Source organism: Spongiivirga citrea (assembly GCF_010671565.1).
GTDB lineage: Bacteria > Bacteroidota > Bacteroidia > Flavobacteriales > Flavobacteriaceae > Spongiivirga > Spongiivirga citrea.
The window spans coordinates 621,448-638,820 of sequence record NZ_JAABOQ010000001.1; the positions used below are offsets into that span (position 1 = coordinate 621,448).

Annotated in this window: 20 protein-coding genes; 9 read left to right on the plus strand and 11 right to left on the minus strand. The window is 36.4% G+C overall.

Features of this window, described 5'->3' with window-relative positions; translation table 11 throughout:
- Positions 1–50: 50 nt before the first annotated feature.
- Both GWK10_RS02795 and GWK10_RS02800 read right to left on the minus strand, forming a co-directional pair.
- Positions 51–1,409: a pyridoxal-phosphate dependent enzyme gene (locus GWK10_RS02795; protein WP_164029370.1), complete on the minus strand. Its 1,359-nt coding sequence runs from the start codon at positions 1,407–1,409 to the stop codon at positions 51–53.
- Between the two features lie 65 nt (positions 1,410–1,474).
- The gene (locus tag GWK10_RS02800) at positions 1,475–2,710 is read right to left on the minus strand and encodes an ABC transporter permease (RefSeq protein WP_164029371.1); all 1,236 of its coding nucleotides are present in this window, start codon (positions 2,708–2,710) and stop codon (positions 1,475–1,477) included.
- Positions 2,711–2,721: 11 nt separating this feature from the next.
- Here GWK10_RS02800 and GWK10_RS02805 point away from each other — a divergent pair, with 11 nt between their 5' ends.
- The 5 genes from GWK10_RS02805 to GWK10_RS02825 all read left to right on the plus strand — a co-directional run bounded on the left by GWK10_RS02805 (position 2,722) and on the right by GWK10_RS02825 (position 6,778).
- Positions 2,722–3,942, plus strand: a complete 1,221-nt coding sequence (locus GWK10_RS02805) for an exo-beta-N-acetylmuramidase NamZ family protein (RefSeq protein WP_164029372.1) — start codon at positions 2,722–2,724, stop codon at positions 3,940–3,942.
- A gap of 2 nt (positions 3,943–3,944) precedes the next feature.
- Positions 3,945–4,361, plus strand: coding sequence for a VOC family protein (locus tag GWK10_RS02810; RefSeq protein WP_164029373.1), 417 nt, complete (start codon positions 3,945–3,947; stop codon positions 4,359–4,361).
- A gap of 21 nt (positions 4,362–4,382) precedes the next feature.
- The gene (locus tag GWK10_RS02815) at positions 4,383–4,826 is read left to right on the plus strand and encodes a YybH family protein (protein ID WP_164029374.1); all 444 of its coding nucleotides are present in this window, start codon (positions 4,383–4,385) and stop codon (positions 4,824–4,826) included.
- A 192-nt stretch (positions 4,827–5,018) separates the two neighbouring features.
- A complete protein-coding gene (locus GWK10_RS02820; RefSeq protein WP_164029375.1) occupies positions 5,019–5,459 on the plus strand; it encodes a MarR family winged helix-turn-helix transcriptional regulator in 441 nt (146 codons plus the stop codon).
- Positions 5,456–6,778 (plus strand): serine hydrolase domain-containing protein, encoded by a 1,323-nt coding sequence (locus tag GWK10_RS02825; RefSeq protein ID WP_164029376.1) that lies wholly within the window; start codon positions 5,456–5,458, stop codon positions 6,776–6,778. Before GWK10_RS02820 ends, GWK10_RS02825 begins: the two co-directional genes overlap by 4 nt.
- Before the next feature lie 143 nt (positions 6,779–6,921).
- Here the strand turns inward: GWK10_RS02825 and GWK10_RS02830 are convergent, their stop codons facing one another.
- The 3 genes from GWK10_RS02830 to GWK10_RS02840 are packed head-to-tail and all read right to left on the minus strand — an operon-like array spanning position 6,922 to position 9,157.
- Positions 6,922–7,353, minus strand: a complete 432-nt coding sequence (locus GWK10_RS02830) for a Dabb family protein (RefSeq protein WP_164029377.1) — start codon at positions 7,351–7,353, stop codon at positions 6,922–6,924.
- A gap of 20 nt (positions 7,354–7,373) precedes the next feature.
- Positions 7,374–8,168, minus strand: coding sequence for an SDR family NAD(P)-dependent oxidoreductase (locus tag GWK10_RS02835; protein ID WP_164029378.1), 795 nt, complete (start codon positions 8,166–8,168; stop codon positions 7,374–7,376).
- Between the two features lie 5 nt (positions 8,169–8,173).
- On the minus strand, positions 8,174–9,157 hold the full coding sequence (locus tag GWK10_RS02840; RefSeq protein ID WP_164029379.1) for a phytanoyl-CoA dioxygenase family protein: 984 nt from the start codon (positions 9,155–9,157) through the stop codon (positions 8,174–8,176).
- A gap of 140 nt (positions 9,158–9,297) precedes the next feature.
- On the opposite strand from GWK10_RS02840, the gene GWK10_RS02845 reads away from it, so the two are divergent.
- Positions 9,298–10,140: a helix-turn-helix domain-containing protein gene (locus GWK10_RS02845; protein WP_164029380.1), complete on the plus strand. Its 843-nt coding sequence runs from the start codon at positions 9,298–9,300 to the stop codon at positions 10,138–10,140.
- Here GWK10_RS02845 and GWK10_RS02850 read toward each other — a convergent pair.
- The 3 genes from GWK10_RS02850 to GWK10_RS02860 are packed head-to-tail and all read right to left on the minus strand — an operon-like array spanning position 10,121 to position 12,362.
- On the minus strand, positions 10,121–10,951 hold the full coding sequence (locus GWK10_RS02850; RefSeq protein WP_164029381.1) for a glycerophosphodiester phosphodiesterase: 831 nt from the start codon (positions 10,949–10,951) through the stop codon (positions 10,121–10,123). The genes GWK10_RS02845 and GWK10_RS02850 overlap by 20 nt on opposite strands.
- A gap of 58 nt (positions 10,952–11,009) precedes the next feature.
- Positions 11,010–11,840, minus strand: a complete 831-nt coding sequence (locus tag GWK10_RS02855; protein ID WP_164029382.1) for a sterol desaturase family protein — start codon at positions 11,838–11,840, stop codon at positions 11,010–11,012.
- 30 nt (positions 11,841–11,870) lie between these two features.
- Entirely contained in the window at positions 11,871–12,362 is a 492-nt protein-coding gene (locus tag GWK10_RS02860) for a YkgJ family cysteine cluster protein (protein ID WP_164029383.1), read from the minus strand.
- 32 nt (positions 12,363–12,394) lie between these two features.
- Between GWK10_RS02860 and GWK10_RS02865 the strand changes: the two genes are divergently transcribed.
- Positions 12,395–13,102, plus strand: a complete 708-nt coding sequence (locus tag GWK10_RS02865; RefSeq protein ID WP_164029384.1) for a class I SAM-dependent methyltransferase — start codon at positions 12,395–12,397, stop codon at positions 13,100–13,102.
- 54 nt (positions 13,103–13,156) lie between these two features.
- Here GWK10_RS02865 and GWK10_RS02870 read toward each other — a convergent pair whose 3' ends face one another.
- Positions 13,157–13,558, minus strand: a complete 402-nt coding sequence (locus GWK10_RS02870) for a hypothetical protein (protein ID WP_164029385.1) — start codon at positions 13,556–13,558, stop codon at positions 13,157–13,159.
- Positions 13,559–13,692: 134 nt separating this feature from the next.
- On the opposite strand from GWK10_RS02870, the gene GWK10_RS02875 reads away from it, so the two are divergent.
- Entirely contained in the window at positions 13,693–14,469 is a 777-nt protein-coding gene (locus GWK10_RS02875; protein WP_164029386.1) for a membrane metalloprotease, read from the plus strand.
- Positions 14,470–14,532: 63 nt separating this feature from the next.
- Here GWK10_RS02875 and GWK10_RS02880 read toward each other — a convergent pair whose 3' ends face one another.
- Complete coding sequence (locus tag GWK10_RS02880) at positions 14,533–15,165, minus strand: 7-carboxy-7-deazaguanine synthase QueE (protein WP_164029387.1); 633 nt, start codon at positions 15,163–15,165, stop codon at positions 14,533–14,535.
- Positions 15,166–15,185: 20 nt separating this feature from the next.
- Entirely contained in the window at positions 15,186–15,629 is a 444-nt protein-coding gene (locus GWK10_RS02885; protein WP_164029388.1) for a RidA family protein, read from the minus strand.
- A 200-nt stretch (positions 15,630–15,829) separates the two neighbouring features.
- Here GWK10_RS02885 and GWK10_RS02890 point away from each other — a divergent pair, with 200 nt between their 5' ends.
- Positions 15,830–17,356, plus strand: coding sequence for a helicase HerA-like domain-containing protein (locus GWK10_RS02890; RefSeq protein ID WP_164029389.1), 1,527 nt, complete (start codon positions 15,830–15,832; stop codon positions 17,354–17,356).
- Positions 17,357–17,373 lie beyond the last annotated feature (17 nt).

Below are 17,373 nucleotides of genomic sequence, written 5' to 3' on the forward strand. Positions count from 1 at the left end.
TTGAATTTAAACTAAAAGTAATCAATTTGACATGAAATCAGTTTAGAAAATTAAATAGCACTAATGATATCGTGCTTGGTAATAATATGATGCTTGCCGTTACTTAATTCCACCAGTACAGCTTGATTTTCTTTAGTAATCAAATTAGAAACCTTATCTATTGTCGCATCCGCCTTCACAATCGGAAAAGCAGCTTGCATTACATCTTTAATAGGAACAGTTGCAATGTCACCATTTTTGATATAGGCCTGCAGTAACGCAGTCTCATCTAAAGAACCTACGAAACCTTCATGGTCTTCGACTGGAATCTGAGAAATTTTATACTCGCGCATGCGTTCAATAGCATGTTGCACTAATTCTTCAGTTCTTACTGTCACCAAAGGTTTATCACTATGATCTTTTATAAGATCAGCAGCCACTGTTACCTCTTCATCTAAAAATCCACGGTCCCGCATCCAATCGTCATTAAACATTTTACCAACATAACGACTACCATGATCGTGGAATAAAATAACCACCACATCATCTTTTGTGAAGTGTTCTTTTAATTGCAACAATCCTTTAATTGCAGCCCCTGCGGAATTACCAAGAAACATTCCTTCCTCTTTTGCCAAACGACGGGTATAAATCGCAGCATCTTTATCAGTAACCTTAGTAAAACCATCAATTACACTAAAGTCAACATTTTCTGGAAGAATATCTTCACCAATTCCTTCAGTTACGTAAGGGTAAATCTCATTCTCATCAAAAATTCCTGTTTCATGGTACTTTTTAAATACCGATCCGTAGGTATCAATTCCCCAAACCTTAACATTCGGATTTTGCTCTTTAAGATACTTACCAACTCCTGAAATCGTTCCTCCAGTTCCGACACCAACAATAAAGTGAGTCACTTTTCCGTCAGTTTGTTTCCAAATTTCTGGCCCAGTACTTTGGTAGTGTGCTCTAGCGTTAGACGGATTGTCGTACTGATTTACATACCAAGAATTTGGAGTTTCTTCAGATAATCGTTTTGAAGTGGAATAATACGATCTCGGATCATCGGGCTCCACATTCGTTGGGCATACTACTACTTCACTTCCCACCGCACGAAGAATATCCATTTTTTCCTTCGACTGTTTATCGCTAATCACGCATACCATTTTGTAACCTTTGATGATTGCTGCTAAGGCCAATCCCATCCCTGTATTACCCGAAGTACCTTCAATTATGGTCCCTCCAGGTTTTAATCGACCATCAGCCTCTGCATCTTCAATCATTTGCAAGGCCATGCGATCTTTTACCGAATTACCTGGATTAAAGGTTTCGTATTTAGCAAGTACCAAAGCATCGACTCCTTTTACAAGCGTATTCATTTTTATCATTGGGGTGTTCCCAATTGTACCTAATATATTTTCAGCGTATTCCATTAATCAAAATTGTGGTGCAAAGATACTTGTAATCTTCACAATAAAGAAAGTTGAATAAGAAGGTTTTAATCAAACCGAATTGCCTTAACCGGGCTAATCTTGGTTATTATTTGAGAGGGCAACAATAACATGAGCACACACAGTAGCAACACACCCAAATTAAGCGCTATGATATAGCGAACATCTATATAAACAGGAGCCTCGGTAACATAATAATTGACAGGATCGAGTTTAATGAAACCAAACTTTTTCTGGATATATAATAAGCCTACACCAATCACATTGCCCCAAAGTAGCCCTAGGACTATTAAATAGCCTGCATTATATAAAAATATCTGCCTTATGCTCCTGTTTTGCATTCCCATGGCTTTAAAGATGCCAATCATAGGTGTTCGTTCTAAAATAAGAACTAGCAAAGCCGTAATCATATTTATACCTGCCACAAAGATCATGATAACCATAATGATCAAAATATTAAAATCGAAAATCGCGAGCCACTCGAAAATGGTGAAAAATTGGTCGGCAATGGTGGTGGTATTCAATGTAGATAGAACACTTCCGTACACCTCATTTCCTTTTTCCTGTAGTTCAGAAAAATCATCAATAAATACTTCGAAACTTCCAACTTCATCCGGTTTCCAACGATTCATACGTTGAATGTGCCTGATATCGGCAAAGACATACTTTTCATCAAACTCTTTAAAACCGCTATCGTATAAGCCGACAATTGTAAAATTGCGCTTGTTGGGTATGTCTGAATTATTTCTGAGAAAAAAAGAGCCAAAAGAATCACCAACTGAAAGTTGTAATCTATTGGCCATATAAGCCGACAGGATCACCTCCTTGTTTTCCTTTTCTTCATCGACTTTCGGAGTTCGACCTTCAACAATAAACTCATCGAAATTTTGCCATTGATAATCTGCTCCAACACCTTTTAAAACAATTCCTTCAAAAGTATTTTCAGTACGAATAACACCAGCCTTTGTAGCCACAGCCTGGATATGCTTAATGCCATCTACCGTTTTAAACTCGGGATAAAATTCTTGATTTGTAGAAATGGGCTTTCCCGAACTTTGAGAATTGTTATTGTCGAAATTGACTATTTGAATATGTCCATTGAACGCTGCAACTTTATCTCGTATTTTTTGTTGCAAACCAACACCAACAGCAATGGCAACCATCATCATGATCAAACCCAACGCAATTGCACTAATGGCAATTTTTATTATCGGCCCCGATATGCTACTTTTATAATGCTTGCTGCCAATAATACGTTTGGCGATAAAATATTCTAAATTCAACGGATCATACTGTGTTACAACTTTTCAAAAATACGCTTTTAGCTTGTCTTTTTTTACTCATTTCTTGTGGAGGTCAGACACGGAAAAAATCTATTTCTCAAGACGAACAAAAGACCTCAATCCCCAAAACACCTATTACCGCAGCGAACCAAACTGAAAACTACATACATAAGCTAAAAGGAAAGCGTATTGGTATTGTAGCGAATCAGACCTCAGTTATTTTTAAAAAAGAAGGATATACCCATTTAGTCGATTCATTAATATCGCTTAATGTAAATGTAGTAAAGGTATTTGCGCCCGAACATGGATTTCGCGGTTCAGCCGATGCTGGAGAAGATGTTGAGGATGGTTTTGACAAAAAAACCAAGCTTCCCATTTTTTCACTACATGGAAAACACAAAAAACCCACGGAAGAACAATTACAGAATCTCGACCTCATCATTTTTGATATTCAAGATGTGGGTGTTCGTTTTTACACCTATATATCAACCTTGCATTATGTTATGGAAGCGGCGGCAGAAAATAGCAAAAAAGTATTAGTTTTTGACAGGCCCAACCCCAACGGGCACTATGTTGACGGACCGACCTTGAAAATGGAATACTCAAGCTTTGTAGGCAAACATCCTATTCCGTTGGTTCACGGAATGACTATTGGTGAATATGCTCAAATGATCAACGGCGAAAACTGGCTTACTGATTCGACAAAATGTGATATTGAAGTAATTCCAATAGCGAATTACAATCATAATACTCAATACAGTCTACCGATACGGCCATCGCCAAATTTACCAAATGATAAATCGATTAACTTATATCCTAGTTTAGGTTTATTTGAAGGCACGAACATCAATGCGGGTCGTGGCACTGAATTTCAATTTCAACGATACGGAGCACCATTTTTAGATACTCTGAAATATGATTTTAAATACTGGCCAAGACCTAATTTTGGAGCGAAATACCCTAAACATTCTGGTGGAGTTTGCTATGGAAAAGATCTTACCAAAACTCCGTATTTATCTAAAGTTGATTTGTCTTGGGTTATTGATGCCTATAACAATACCAAAGACAAAAGCTTATTTTTTAAAGATCGAGGCTTTACCATTCATGCGGGGAATGAGGAATTACGAAAGCAAATTGAAGCTGGAATGAATGTGGAGGAGATTCGTGAGACTTGGAAGTCTGATCTAGAGGGATTTAGAGAGATAAGAAAGAAGTATTTAATATATGATTAATAATGAATAAGATTTTCGACACCTACCGTCCTGATGGATTTCGAACCGTAAATCCCTATTTATTTACTGCCAATCCGGAAGAGTTAATTGACTTTATGAAACTTGTGTTTTATGCTGAAGAAATAGGTCGCTCTTTACATCCTAAAACTGGGGTGATTCCTAATTGTATTTTGAAAATTGGTGATTCTTGCATAATGATCAGCCAAGCACCAGCCTCTTTCTTAAATATGAGAACTGCACTTTATTTATATGTTGATGAAGTAGATGAAATACATAGGCGTGCAGTAGAAAATAGTGCTAAAGTAGAGTTTGAGCCAGCAGATATGGACTATGGTGATAGACAATCGGGTATTGTTGATCCAGCTGGTAATTACTGGTGGATATCAAAACGACTAGTTAAAAAAGGGTATCATGATTGATTCATATTAAATTCGGAAAACATGAAACAAAATATTTTAATACTAGTGTTACTTCTTTTTATTTCAATAGGTTGTACTGACAGAAATCAAAATGATCTTGAAAACTGGCAAGCTGAGATTATTAAAGTCGAAAAAGACTTCAATGACATGGCTCAGAAAGACGGTTTAATTAAAGCCTTTGAATTTTATGCCGCGAAGGATGGAGTTATCCGAAGAGGTAAAAAAGTCATCAAAGGAAAAGAAGCCATTGCCAATTGGTATCAAAAGGATGTAAGACCAAACGAAACCCTAACTTGGAAACCAACCTTCGTTGATGTAAGTGAATCCGGAGATTTAGCGTATACCTATGGTGACTATGTTTTTACTTCATTGGATTCTTTAGGTAACAAAAAAGAAAACAAGGGCATTTTTCATACTGTTTGGAAAAGGCAAAAAGACGGTAATTGGCGATTTGTTTGGGATTAACAATTATCAAAACGTTCATATTACATTCCTTTAAGCCAAAAAAAAAGAGGTCTCGACTCAGCTCGACCAGACAATATTTTTAGGTTCTATCCTTTGCATAGAATTCAATTTTCTTAAAATTCTCTCAAAAATTTAAATTGATTTATTATTTAGTTGATATATCAATTATATTTACATCAAATATATTGTCTAATGCATTTCGAAAGTCCTTCTAAAACGATCTTTTATCAAATAGAAAAAGCTATAAAGCAGTACCGCACTATGGCGCAGGTCAATCTCAATCAACTTGGCTATAATGTGACCATTAATCAAATTCTACTGATGATCCAAATACAACAGCAGTCAGACATAAGTCAGGTAGAACTTGCTAATCTTTTATTTAAAGATGTGGCCTCAGTAACTCGAATGATCGAATTACTAGTTCGGGAAAATCTTGTTCAACGTGCAGAAAACAAAATTGACCGAAGGAAAAAAGATCTAAAAATCACTAAAAAAGGAGGAGAATTGCTGAACAAAGCAATTCCCGTAATTTCCAAAAATAGGGCTACTGCTCAAAAAAATATGAGCGAAGATGAGCTACAAACCCTTTTTAAACTATTAAATAAAATCATCATCAACACATCAAAAAAATGAAACAGTTAATCAAAGTGCTATGTTTTGTTTGCTTAGTAGCCTGCAAAACAAATGGAAAATCACAATCGGCTTACCAAGGAAATGTCGAAACAGTAAAAAAACTACTCGATAGCACCGATTTAGGTAAAAATTATAATGGCTCCATACTAATAGCTGACGGAAAAGACGTTCTTTTTAAAAAATCGTATGGTACTAATCCACAAAACAATCAACCGAATGAAGTAGATACAAAATACGGAATCGCCTCGATGGGTAAAATGTTTACCGCTATTTCGATTATGCAGTTGTTAGAGAAGGAACAACTAACACTGCAACAAACCATAGGTGATATTTTTCCAGACTATCCCAATGAGCAGGCCAAAAAAATCACCATCCAGCAACTACTTTCTCATACTTCGGGGCTTGGAGACTTCTTCGGACCAGAATTTGACAAAAATTCGGATAACATAAAAAGCTTACAGGACCATTTACCCTATTTTGTGAACGACCCTTTAGAATTTACTCCAGGTGAACAAATGCGCTACAGTAATGCTGGTTTTATTATTTTAGGTTTGATTATCGAAAAAATCACAGGCGTCGATCACAATTCTTATGTCACTAAAAATATATTGATTCCATCGGGTACGTCATCAGCAACATCATTATCAAGTTCAGCGGGTGGTGGAGATTTAACAGTTGAAGATCTTCACAAATTTGCCGTTGCACTTAAAAGTAATGAACTCATTAGTGAAGAATCACATTCTCAAATTACGACCGATCATTTTGGCAACGGATATGGCTATGGAATGAGCTTAAGAAACTTAAACGGCAAGGAAATTTACGGTCATAATGGCGGTGCTCCAGGTGCATCAGGAGAATTAGACTTGGTAAAAGGAGAATCACTAATCATAGCTACATTATCTAACAGAAGCCCTATGGATGGCTGGGCACAGGTACGAACGCATTTAAGAAAAGAGTTTTTTGGAAGTACACCCAAAACCACAGAATTTTTAAATACCGAAGAAGTAGTTAAAACTTACAAAGAGCAGGGTTTCGAAAAAGCAAGCAAACTACTCGCGAAGCTAGACAACAACATCTCTGATCGAAATACCTTTCGATTTGCGCAACAATATGCTGAACAAGGACAAGTAAACAAGGCTGTTGACATTTTAAAGCTAATTGTACAAGCCTATCCTGATCAATGGCATCCTTACAGTTTTCTTGCCGATTTTCAATTACAAGCAGGATTAAAAGATGAAGCAATTAAAAACTATAAAAAGAGCTTAGAAATAAATCCAGAAAACCAACAAGCGATCGAACAGCTAAAGAAAATTGAGTAGCTGTTGCACACAATATACCAACCTAGGGATTGTTACTAGTCCCTATTTTAACCACTGTTCACTCCCGGTCCGATAGCTTTATTCTGGCAGGGAGTACTTTCAAAATACCTATACTTCTCGACCTTGTTGTATCTTCTTGGATCTTAATTGGCCCAATAATCCACTACAAATACCTTTTCTAAATGTGGTTGCAAGGCAGCAACAAATTCCTGATGCTTTGGGTGTGGTGAATAGACAGAGTCACGATCTTGTTCTGAACCAAAAGTTACCAAATAACAATGGGTAAAATCTTGATGAAAATTTTCCGGACTGTCATTAATTCCCCATTCAAAATCTTTTATTTCAGGAATAGCGGCAGGCAATGCGTTAAACATATCATTTAAATTGTTTACAGCCGCCTCAGGTGCTTCATCTTTAAATTTAAATAACACCACATGACGTAGTAATTTTTCAGGCATAATTTCTTCTTTAACAGTTTCGGAAATTTCTTTTTCTTCCTTTTTCTCAGCACACGATTGACTACCTACTCCAATAAATACTAATAAACATAATGCAATTTTCACTCGATTGATCATTCAATTTTTTGTTTTAATTGTTATAAAATTCCACCAATACTACCACCATCAATTTTAATAGCTGCACCGTTTGTGGCTGCCGCAAGCGGACTTGAGTAATATGTTATTGTACTTGCAACCTCATCTACTGATGCAAAACGTTGCAATAACGAAGACGTTCGTACTTCCTTAAAAAAGTCATTTGCAACTACTTCTTTTGTTTTGTTTTCTTTTTCTGCTACATCCTCTAAAAAATCTACTGCTCCCTCGGTTAAAGTTGATCCGGGAATTATCGTATTTACGGTCACTCCTTTTCCTTTTGTCAATTGAGCCAGTCCTCTTGAAATAGCAAGTAACGATGCCTTCGTTGTGCTATAAGCAATAAGATCCTCAGGCACCAAGCTGGCACATTCGCTAGAAATAAATAAAATCCTACCCCAATTTCGTTCAAGCATTTTTGGCAATAAATTTCTAGATAACCTGACACCACTCATTAGGTTAACTTCCATTTGGTTTTGCCAATCATCATCTGTCGTTTCAAAGAAGGTTTGAGACTTATAAATACCCACATTATTGATTAGTATATCAATATTAGGAAGCTTTTCAATCAGCAACTGGACTTCTTTCGGATTAGAAAAATCAGCAGCAATTCCATTTATATTGGATTGGGGGAACTGACTTTTGAGTCTTTCGAGAGCATTATTAATACCTTCTTGATTTCTTCCGTTAATAATAACACTTGCTCCCTCTTGAAGTAGTGTCAATGCAGTTGCAAATCCAATTCCAGAAGTAGATCCTGAAATAAAAGCAGTTTTTCCTCTAAGGTTTAATTCCATATTGACTACCAGTTTCTCAAACCTAGTAATTTTTCTCCTAGGGTGTTCAATTTTGCAGTTTCATATTTTGTCTGTTCCCAGTTTCTAGGGTCACCAGGAAATGCATAACCTTCTGGTGCAATTCTATTTTTCCATGAGTTTATTCGCCATTCTCTTAGTTCCTTATTTTCTTCTTGCGCCGGCATCATCGCAATATATTGAGCTATACGCACTTTATCTTCAGAAAGATTTGGTCTAATACCATGCGGTTCTGAGCTATTAAAAATAAGAAGGTCGCCAGCTTCCAAAGGGACCTTTACCAGCTTATCTTTCAAATCGGATACATCTGGTTTAAAATGATCTCGATCTTCAGGTTGGGTTAACTTCCATGTATCATAATTTTTAAATAACCATGGAATGCATTGAAAGCCACCCATATGCTCGTCTATTTGATCGGCTAATGCCAAAACTCCTTGCACATTTTGAGGTTTTGTATCTGGGTCATAATCCCAATGAATAAATCCCTTATACTCAAAACTAGGTCGAATTGGGAAATTTAAATTGGCACGATCGATAGTCACCCATAATTTTTCCGTTCCCCATATATCTACAAAAGCATCATATACCTTTTGTGTTTGTCTATTATTCCAAAGATGTTGGTTGTTATACACCTCAACCATTCCGGTACCTGCTAATTCTTTCATTTGCATTTCCGCTCTCGGAGCAGTATACCATGTATTTTTATCATTCGGGTTCTTGTCTTCAAACTCCCATAAGAAAGATGCCGTCTTAGCTGCCTGATCTTTTGGTACTGCATTCTTTATTACCACATAACCGTTCTCCTTCCAAAAATTCCACTGATCTATCGTTAGAACGCGTAACGAATCTGGTGTGGCTTCCCTTCGAAGCTGTACATTACTACTTTTCGCAGTTGACGGATTTCCTGGAATATCAGTATGTTCATTTTTGGGGACCATCGTCGGAGCCATTGTTTTGTTCTCATCTTTCATAACCCAATGATTTTAATTAATAACTACCACAAAGTTGAATTATATTCTCGTTGGATAGTTTACGATAGTTAGCCAAAAATTGTACAATATTGATATTACTTAAATAATTAGCTCTTTTTTATCTTAATTTAGTGATAGTTATGAAAATTCAACTCGAAACAATTACTAGCAATACTGACCGATCATTTTCAATGATGTACAATCCTCGGTTAAGTGATCTTTTCTATTGGCATTTTCATGAAGAATATGAATTGGTTTATGTAGAAGCAGAAAGCGGACCTCGACATGTAGGCGATCATATTAGTACATATCAGAAAAATGATCTGGTATTGATCGGCTCAAATATTCCCCATTTAAATTTTGATTATGGTCTAAAAACAGCATATAGAAAAGTTGTTGTGCATTTAAGAAGAGATTTTATCGAGAAACATATTCAAAAATCTCCTGAGCTTGCTTCTCTAAATACTTTATTTGAGAGATCTCGATATGGAATAGCCTTTATTGGTAGTGTCAAAAAGAATATAGGAGAACAACTATTCGGTTTTGAACAACTCCAGCCTTTCCAACAATATTTACAATTGTTAGAAATTCTAGAAACCCTAAGCAAAACTACCTCCTTCGAACTTTTACATAACAAACCATATACTAAAAGATATAGTGAGCGCCAGCAAGACCGTATGCGCGCTATTTATGCATTCGTGGATAAGAATTATCATCAAAAAATCGAATTGAGCGAGATATCTGGTATAAGTAATATGACTAAAGAGGCATTCTGTAGGTACTTTAAAAAAGAAACTGGCTATACCTTTGTATCCTTTCTAAACCGATATAGAGTTAGTCAATCTAAACGCTATTTGATGTCAGGAAAAAGCATTAGTGACGCTTGTTATAGTTGTGGGTTCGAGAGTTTATCATATTACAATCGCATTTTTAAAAAGGTAACGAACGAAAACCCCAGTGTTTTTAGAAAGCGTTATCAGTAATTTCATTTTCTAATAGATTAATCAAACGGTCGGGATAATCCGTGATAATACCATCAACCTTAAATTTGAGCAAGGTTTTCATGGTAGTAGTATCATTTGCCGTCCATGGAATGACCTGCAGTCGTTCATCCTGTAACAGCTCTACTTTCTTTTCGGACAATAACCCGTAATAAGGACTAATAATGGAAGGTTTAAATGAAAGTGCGCTCAATTTTAAATCGATATTCTCATTATCCTCAACCAACAAAGCAGTGCTGAGCTTGGGATTCATTTGATGCGTAATTTCCAAAGCGCGAATATCAAATGACTGCACTGTCACTCGGTCTTCTAAATTTCTTTCACGAATAAGATTGATTAACAGCTTGGTAAATTCTTCTACTTTGGGAGTAAAAATACCATCATAAGTCGGGTGGCTCTTAATTTCGATATTGTACAAAATGGTTTCATCAGTCTCATCTTCCGCTAGGTCAAAGATTTCTGAAAGTAACGGTTTATGCGCTTTAATTTTTTGTTGATTGGGAAAACGGAGATGTTTTTTCATTCCCACATCAAATCTCTTTATCTCCTTATAATTCATTTGATAGAGGTTGAATGATTTCTCATTCTCCTCGGTAATTTCTTCTCCATTAGGTCCTATTGAAATTTCATGATTCATAAAAGGTTCATGAGAAACTACTAGTTGATGATCTTTGGAAACTGCCAGGTCTAACTCTAAGGTTGTCACTCCCAATTCAATTGCTTTTTTGAATGCAGGAATGGTATTTTCTGGCAATATTCCTCTACAACCACGGTGGCCTTGTACGTCAATCATTAGTTTATCTTTTGGTTGGTTACATGCCGCAATGAATAACAAGAAAATTAAACATACTCTATTCACTGGTTGTCGCTTTACGATACCCTTGAAATGGGATTTTTAATAACGGAACAATCTCAGCATTCTCTTTAGGATCCGGCACAGTATCTATTCCATACACAATATCTTCATTATTCATTTTGGCAAAAGTCCCAAAAAGTCGATCCCAAATTGAAAAAATATTACCATAATTTGTATCGGTATACGGCATTACATGATGATGATGCACCTTATGCATATCTGGCGAGACGATAACCCAACTAAGCGCATTATCTAGCCATTTTGGAATTTTAATATTGGCATGATTAAACTGGGATAGCACAACAGAAATACTTTGGTATAAGAACACAAGGGCAATAGGTGCTCCCACAATAAAAACCCCAACCAACGTAAATGCAAACCGGATTACACTTTCCCCGGGATGATGTCTATTAGCAGTGGTTGTATCAACATTGGTATCGGTATGATGAATAAGATGAAACATCCATAATGGTTTAATCCTATGCTCCGCCCAGTGCGCAGTATACGCGCCTATTAAATCTAATAACATTAGTCCGATCAACACATATGCCCAAAGTGGCACTTCTGGCAACCATTGTAAAACCCCAAAATCATTTGCGATTACCCAATCAGATGTCCACAATAGTAAAAATGCTAGAACAAAATTGACAACAACTGTTGTTAAGGTGAAAAAGATATTAGTCCAAGCGTGCTTAAACTTTCTATAACGCATTTTGAATAAGGGTACAGCGTACTCCAATAAAAAGAAAAATGTAATTCCTGAGACAATAATTAAACTTCTGTGTGATGAAGGAATGGTCTCAAAATATGCAATAATCTCTTCCATGTTCTTACTTTTTTTAGCAATATAATTTTTTTATTGCAATCGTTGTTTCATCTTTTCCACAATGTTGAAGGCAGCGGGGCAAATAGCAACATTTTTAAGGGTGAGATTTCCTATTTGATGAAATTTCTTCCTGTCAGTATGTGGAAACTCGCGACAAGCCTTTGGCCGAACATCATAAATTGAACAATAATTATCAGTGCCAAGAAAAGTACAAGGAACTGATTGTAAGACGTAATCATTGTCTTCATCAACTCGTAAAAACTGACTTATAAACTGATGATCCTTCATTTTAAAATGCTTCGCTATTCGGCTTACATCTTTATCAGTAAATAATGGGCCTGTAGTTTTACAACAATTGGCGCATGTTAAACAATCAGTTTGCTCAAACTCTTCTTCATGCAATTCCTGCATGATATAATCTAACTTTTTAGGAGGCTTTTTTTTAAGCTTGTTAAAAAACTTCTTGTTTTCAGTATGCTTATCTTTGGCCTTTTCTGGAAGTTCTCGCAACAGCTCGTCCATTCTTTTTTATACAAAGTTAACCAATTCGTACTATGGATATTTTAGGCATGGCCATGCTAGATTATATAAACGGAAATTATTCTGAAGACATTATTACAGAAACTTCTATTTCGGAAAAAGACACCTTATCGGTTCCTTACCTTTTTAGAAGCTACCAAGAAATGCCAAAAATTGAGCGTGCTGCATTAGATCTCGCTAAAGGAACCATTCTTGACGTTGGCTGCGGAGCTGGCAGTCATAGTTTATATCTCCAAAATGAGAGAAAACTGATGGTGAAATCTATCGATATTTCTGAAGGAGCGATCGAAACATGCAAAAAACGAGGTGTTCATAATGCACAACTTCAAGATTTTTTCGACCTAAAAAATGAACAATATGATACTGTTTTATTGTTGATGAATGGTCTTGGTGTATGCGAAACACTTTCTGGAATTGATCGTCTATTCAATCAACTAAAAAATATTTTGAAACCAAATGGCCAAGTACTTTTAGATAGTAGTGATCTTATCTATATGTTCGATCGAGAAGAAGATGGTAGTGTTTTGCTAGAAGCAGGACAAGGTTATTATGGCGAACTCCAATTCATAACCTATTACAAAGACGCCGTAGGTGAGCCTTTTGATTGGTTGTATTTAGATTTTAATACGCTACAAAGGGCTGCAGACGTTAATGGCTTTAATTGCGAACTAGTTGTTGAAGGGGAACATTACGACTATTTGGCCAAGCTAACTGCTAAATAGGGCAAAAGTTTTACATTAAAAAAGTCTTTTTAATCTCATCTATTTTAAAACAACTCAATCAGCTATTTTACGATAACGCTCTACACAGGCTTCAAAGCACGGGTAATAAATGAATAAATTGTCATCCTTTAGCTCATATCTAACACTCGAATCTGCTGAAAAAACCTCGCAAATAATAGTAACTAATGAAGATTCATGCGAATACGTACCAGTTTGACTAGCGTTTTCATCATTAACTAGATCACAAAGAGTTCCTCTGGATATCATTACCGTTCCGTTTTCATCAAAAACAAGCTGTTTTCCAGATGATAGTGGCTGAAATGCGCCACTACCGTCACCAGGATCTACTAAACGCGCATTTATTTCCCATGTACCAATAACAGTATTCGTATCTAAATCATCATTGTTACAAGAAATAGTGAGCAGAAAAATTGATATTACCATAAACCACCTCATATCTTAGTATTTTTAAACAGATGTATTTTAAACCAATGGTTGCGTAAGTATGTCTTAAAAAATACAACTAAGCTAAAGTTGAAATATTTTAACATTTTAGCAGTTATGTAATTGTTGTTTAATCAAATTGCCAAATGATAGGGAAAAAGTTAGTATTAGGTATTGCGTTTTTTAGTTTGTTTATTATCTCATCATGTAAGAATGATGATGGCCCAGCCGATCCAGAAATAGATCGCACAGCCAATTTATTGGCAACTGGTGATTCTGCAAATGATTTATTAAGTGATACAACATATAATAGTCTAGTTTTAGAAATTGTATCAGTTCGTGGTTTCGAGCTAAGGTCAAGTTCGGTTCAGAATCTTACTAATTTTTTGAATGAACGAATTAATAAACCTGGCGGAATTCGTGTGATACAACGTTCAATCGATGCACCCCAGAATGAAGATTATAGTTTACAACAAATCGCAAATATTGAACGTGACCAACGCCAAAATTATAATTCTGAGGATGAAATAGCGGTATACCTTTTTAATGCTAATAGAAAGTCTGAAGAAGACACTGATCCCGATAGTTTTACACTGGGGGCAGCCTACAGAAACACGAGTTTTGTGCTGTTCGGCTCAGTAATTCAAGACCTAGGTACAAGAAATAATGGTGTTAGTACCGAGCAGATTGAGAGTGCAACTTTACAACATGAATTCGCTCATTTATTAGGCTTGGTTGATCTAGGAACACCAATGCAAACAGATCACTTAGATGAAGAAAACGGACAACACTGTAATGTTGCTAATTGCTTGATGAATTTTCAAATTACGTTTAGCTCGGGTAATATGAACATGATGGGCAGTTCCGATCCAGAGTTAGATCCTCTTTGCATCGCTGACTTGCAGGCTAATGGTGGACGTTAAAAATAGTATTCAGTTGGCAGTAAAATACAATCCCCAATTCTGACTCTGAACTCTGAACTAAACTTAAGGTATATTAAGATACTTATGTGTCTGTAAGGAGACTTTCCACTTAGGGTTTTGCATTACATAGTCAACAATTTGCGGAATCATTTTATCGCGCTTACTCCATTCGGGTTGTAAATACAAAATGCAATCGTCTGGCACTTTATCAGCTTGTTCTTCAGCAAACTCAAAGTCATTTTTATTGTAAACGATCACCTTTAACTCGTTGGCATTCCTATAAACTTCGGGCGTGGGTAATTTTAGCTTTTTAGGAGAAAGACAAATCCAGTCCCACTTTCCTGTTAATGGATATGCTCCTGAAGTTTCAATGTGAACGCTAGCGCCTTTTTCTTTAAGTTCGTTCGTCAACTTAGTCATATCCCAAGTCAATGGCTCACCGCCAGTTACTACAACTGTATCGCTATATTTTATCGCATTTTCTACAATTTGTGAAGTCAAAGTAGGCGGATGCACTTCTGCATTCCAACTTTCTTTTACATCACACCAGTGGCATCCCACATCACAACCGCCTATTCGTATAAAATAAGCGGCTGTTCCTTTGTGATAGCCTTCTCCCTGTATGGTGTAAAACTCCTCCATTAAAGGAAGCATTTCACCTTTTTTTACAAGCTCATGTGTTTCTGCGGTAACCATGCCGCAAAGATAACTTTTTGCTATCTAGCTGCAACACATTCGATCTCAATCTTTGCGCCAACAGCAAGACCGCTCACAGCAAAGGTGGTACGTGCCGGTTTATTAGGAAAAAACTCTTTGTATACTTCATTAAACGCAACAAAGTCATTAATATCGGCTAAGATTACAGTGCATTTCACAACATTATCTGTAGTCATTTGATGTTGCGCGAGTACCTCAATAATGTTCTGACACACCTGTCTTGTCTCTGGTTTAATGCCTCCAGGCACCAGTTTTCTGGTGGCTCCGTCGATACCTACTTGCCCTGCTAGAAAAAACAAATTCCCTACTTGTACGGCATCAGAAAATGGAGCATCCTTTTTACGCTCTTCATGAGATGCATGAAATGTAACTTCTCCTGAATTGTTACAGGAAATTAAGGATATTATGCAGAATACACATAAAGGTATTTTAGAAAATTTCATTGTGATTGGTTTTCGTTAGATAGTATTAAAAGTAGTGAAAAGGAAAATTCCCAAAATCAAAAATTGCAACTATCCAATCTTAAATATCAAATCCGCTCTTTTTATCCCATTTTCGGCACGCTTTATCTCTTTTTAATTTTTCGACTTTTACCCTTTTTCACTTACAAAGGGAATCGCTATTTTTAACAAAACTTAATTCGATGAGCAGAAAGGACGAATTTTTTGAATATATAAACACTGGCAATACGTTTAAGGGTGAATTTATCACTATGGGAGCTGGCATCTTGGATGGCGAAACTGTTACGAATGCACATGTAAAAGTGCCATTAAAAACTATGAACCGTCACGGACTTATTGCAGGTGCTACGGGAACAGGAAAAACGAAAACGCTTCAAGTAATTGCAGAAAATTTATCAGAAAAAGGAATTCCTGTATTATTAATGGATATCAAGGGAGATTTAAGTGGAATTGCCCAGCCTAGCCCAGGACATCCAAAGATTGATGAACGCCATGAAAAAATTGGACTTCCGTTTAATGCCAAGAAGTTTCCGGTTGAGATCATGTCACTTTCCGAACAAGATGGCGTACGAATGCGCGCAACTGTTTCTGAATTTGGTCCTATTCTTCTTTCTAGAATATTAGACGTTACAGAAACACAGGCTGGTATTATAGCTGTTATTTTTAAATATTGTGACGATAATAAGCTACCCCTTCTAGATCTTAAAGATTTTAAAAAGGTGCTACAATACGCCACTGGCGAGGGTAAAAAAGAAATTGCCGAATTATACGGTCGTATTTCTACCTCATCGACTGGAGCCATTTTAAGAAAGATTGTTGAGTTAGAACAACAGGGAGCTGATCTGTTTTTTGGTGAAACCTCGTTTGACGTTGAAGATCTAGTGCGTGTAGATGAAAACGGAATGGGATATATCAACATCATTCGACTAACTGATATTCAAGATCGACCTAAATTATTCTCGACTTTTATGTTGAGCTTGCTTGCGGAAATTTATGAGACTTTTCCTGAGCAAGGCGATAGCGGAAGACCAGAATTAATCATGTTTATTGATGAAGCCCATCTTATTTTTAATGAGGCTTCCAAAGCGTTATTATCTCAAATTGAAAGCATTGTAAAGTTGATACGCTCTAAAGGAATTGGATTATATTTTGTTACTCAAAATCCGACTGATGTGCCAGAAGCTGTGCTGAGCCAGCTAGGATTAAAGGTACAGCATGCACTAAGGGCTTTTACTGCAAAAGACCGTAAAGCCATCAAATTAACTGCACAAAATTATCCAGATACTGATTACTACGATACAGCTGAAGTATTAACTTCTCTTGGTATTGGTGAGGCACTTATTTCTGCTTTGGATGAAAAAGGTCGTCCTACTCCACTTGCTGCAACCATGTTGCGTGCTCCGATGAGCCGAATGGATGTGTTGACTGATAGTGAGCTAAAAAAATTGCTCGATGAATCCAAATTGATAAAAAAATACAATGAGGACATCGACCGTGAAAGTGCTTACGAATTGCTTGATAAAAAAATCAAAAAGGCCGAAGAGGTAAAAGCAAAAGAAGAAGAACGTGAAGCCAAAGAGAAAAAATCAAGATCAACTAGCAGAAGTTCAAGTCGACGTCGAAGTACAGCGATGAATCCTGTCGTAAAAGTATTGACAAGTGCCACCTTTATTCGTAGTGTTTTTGGGATATTAAAAAAGGTATTATAAACCTGTAATTATTTAAG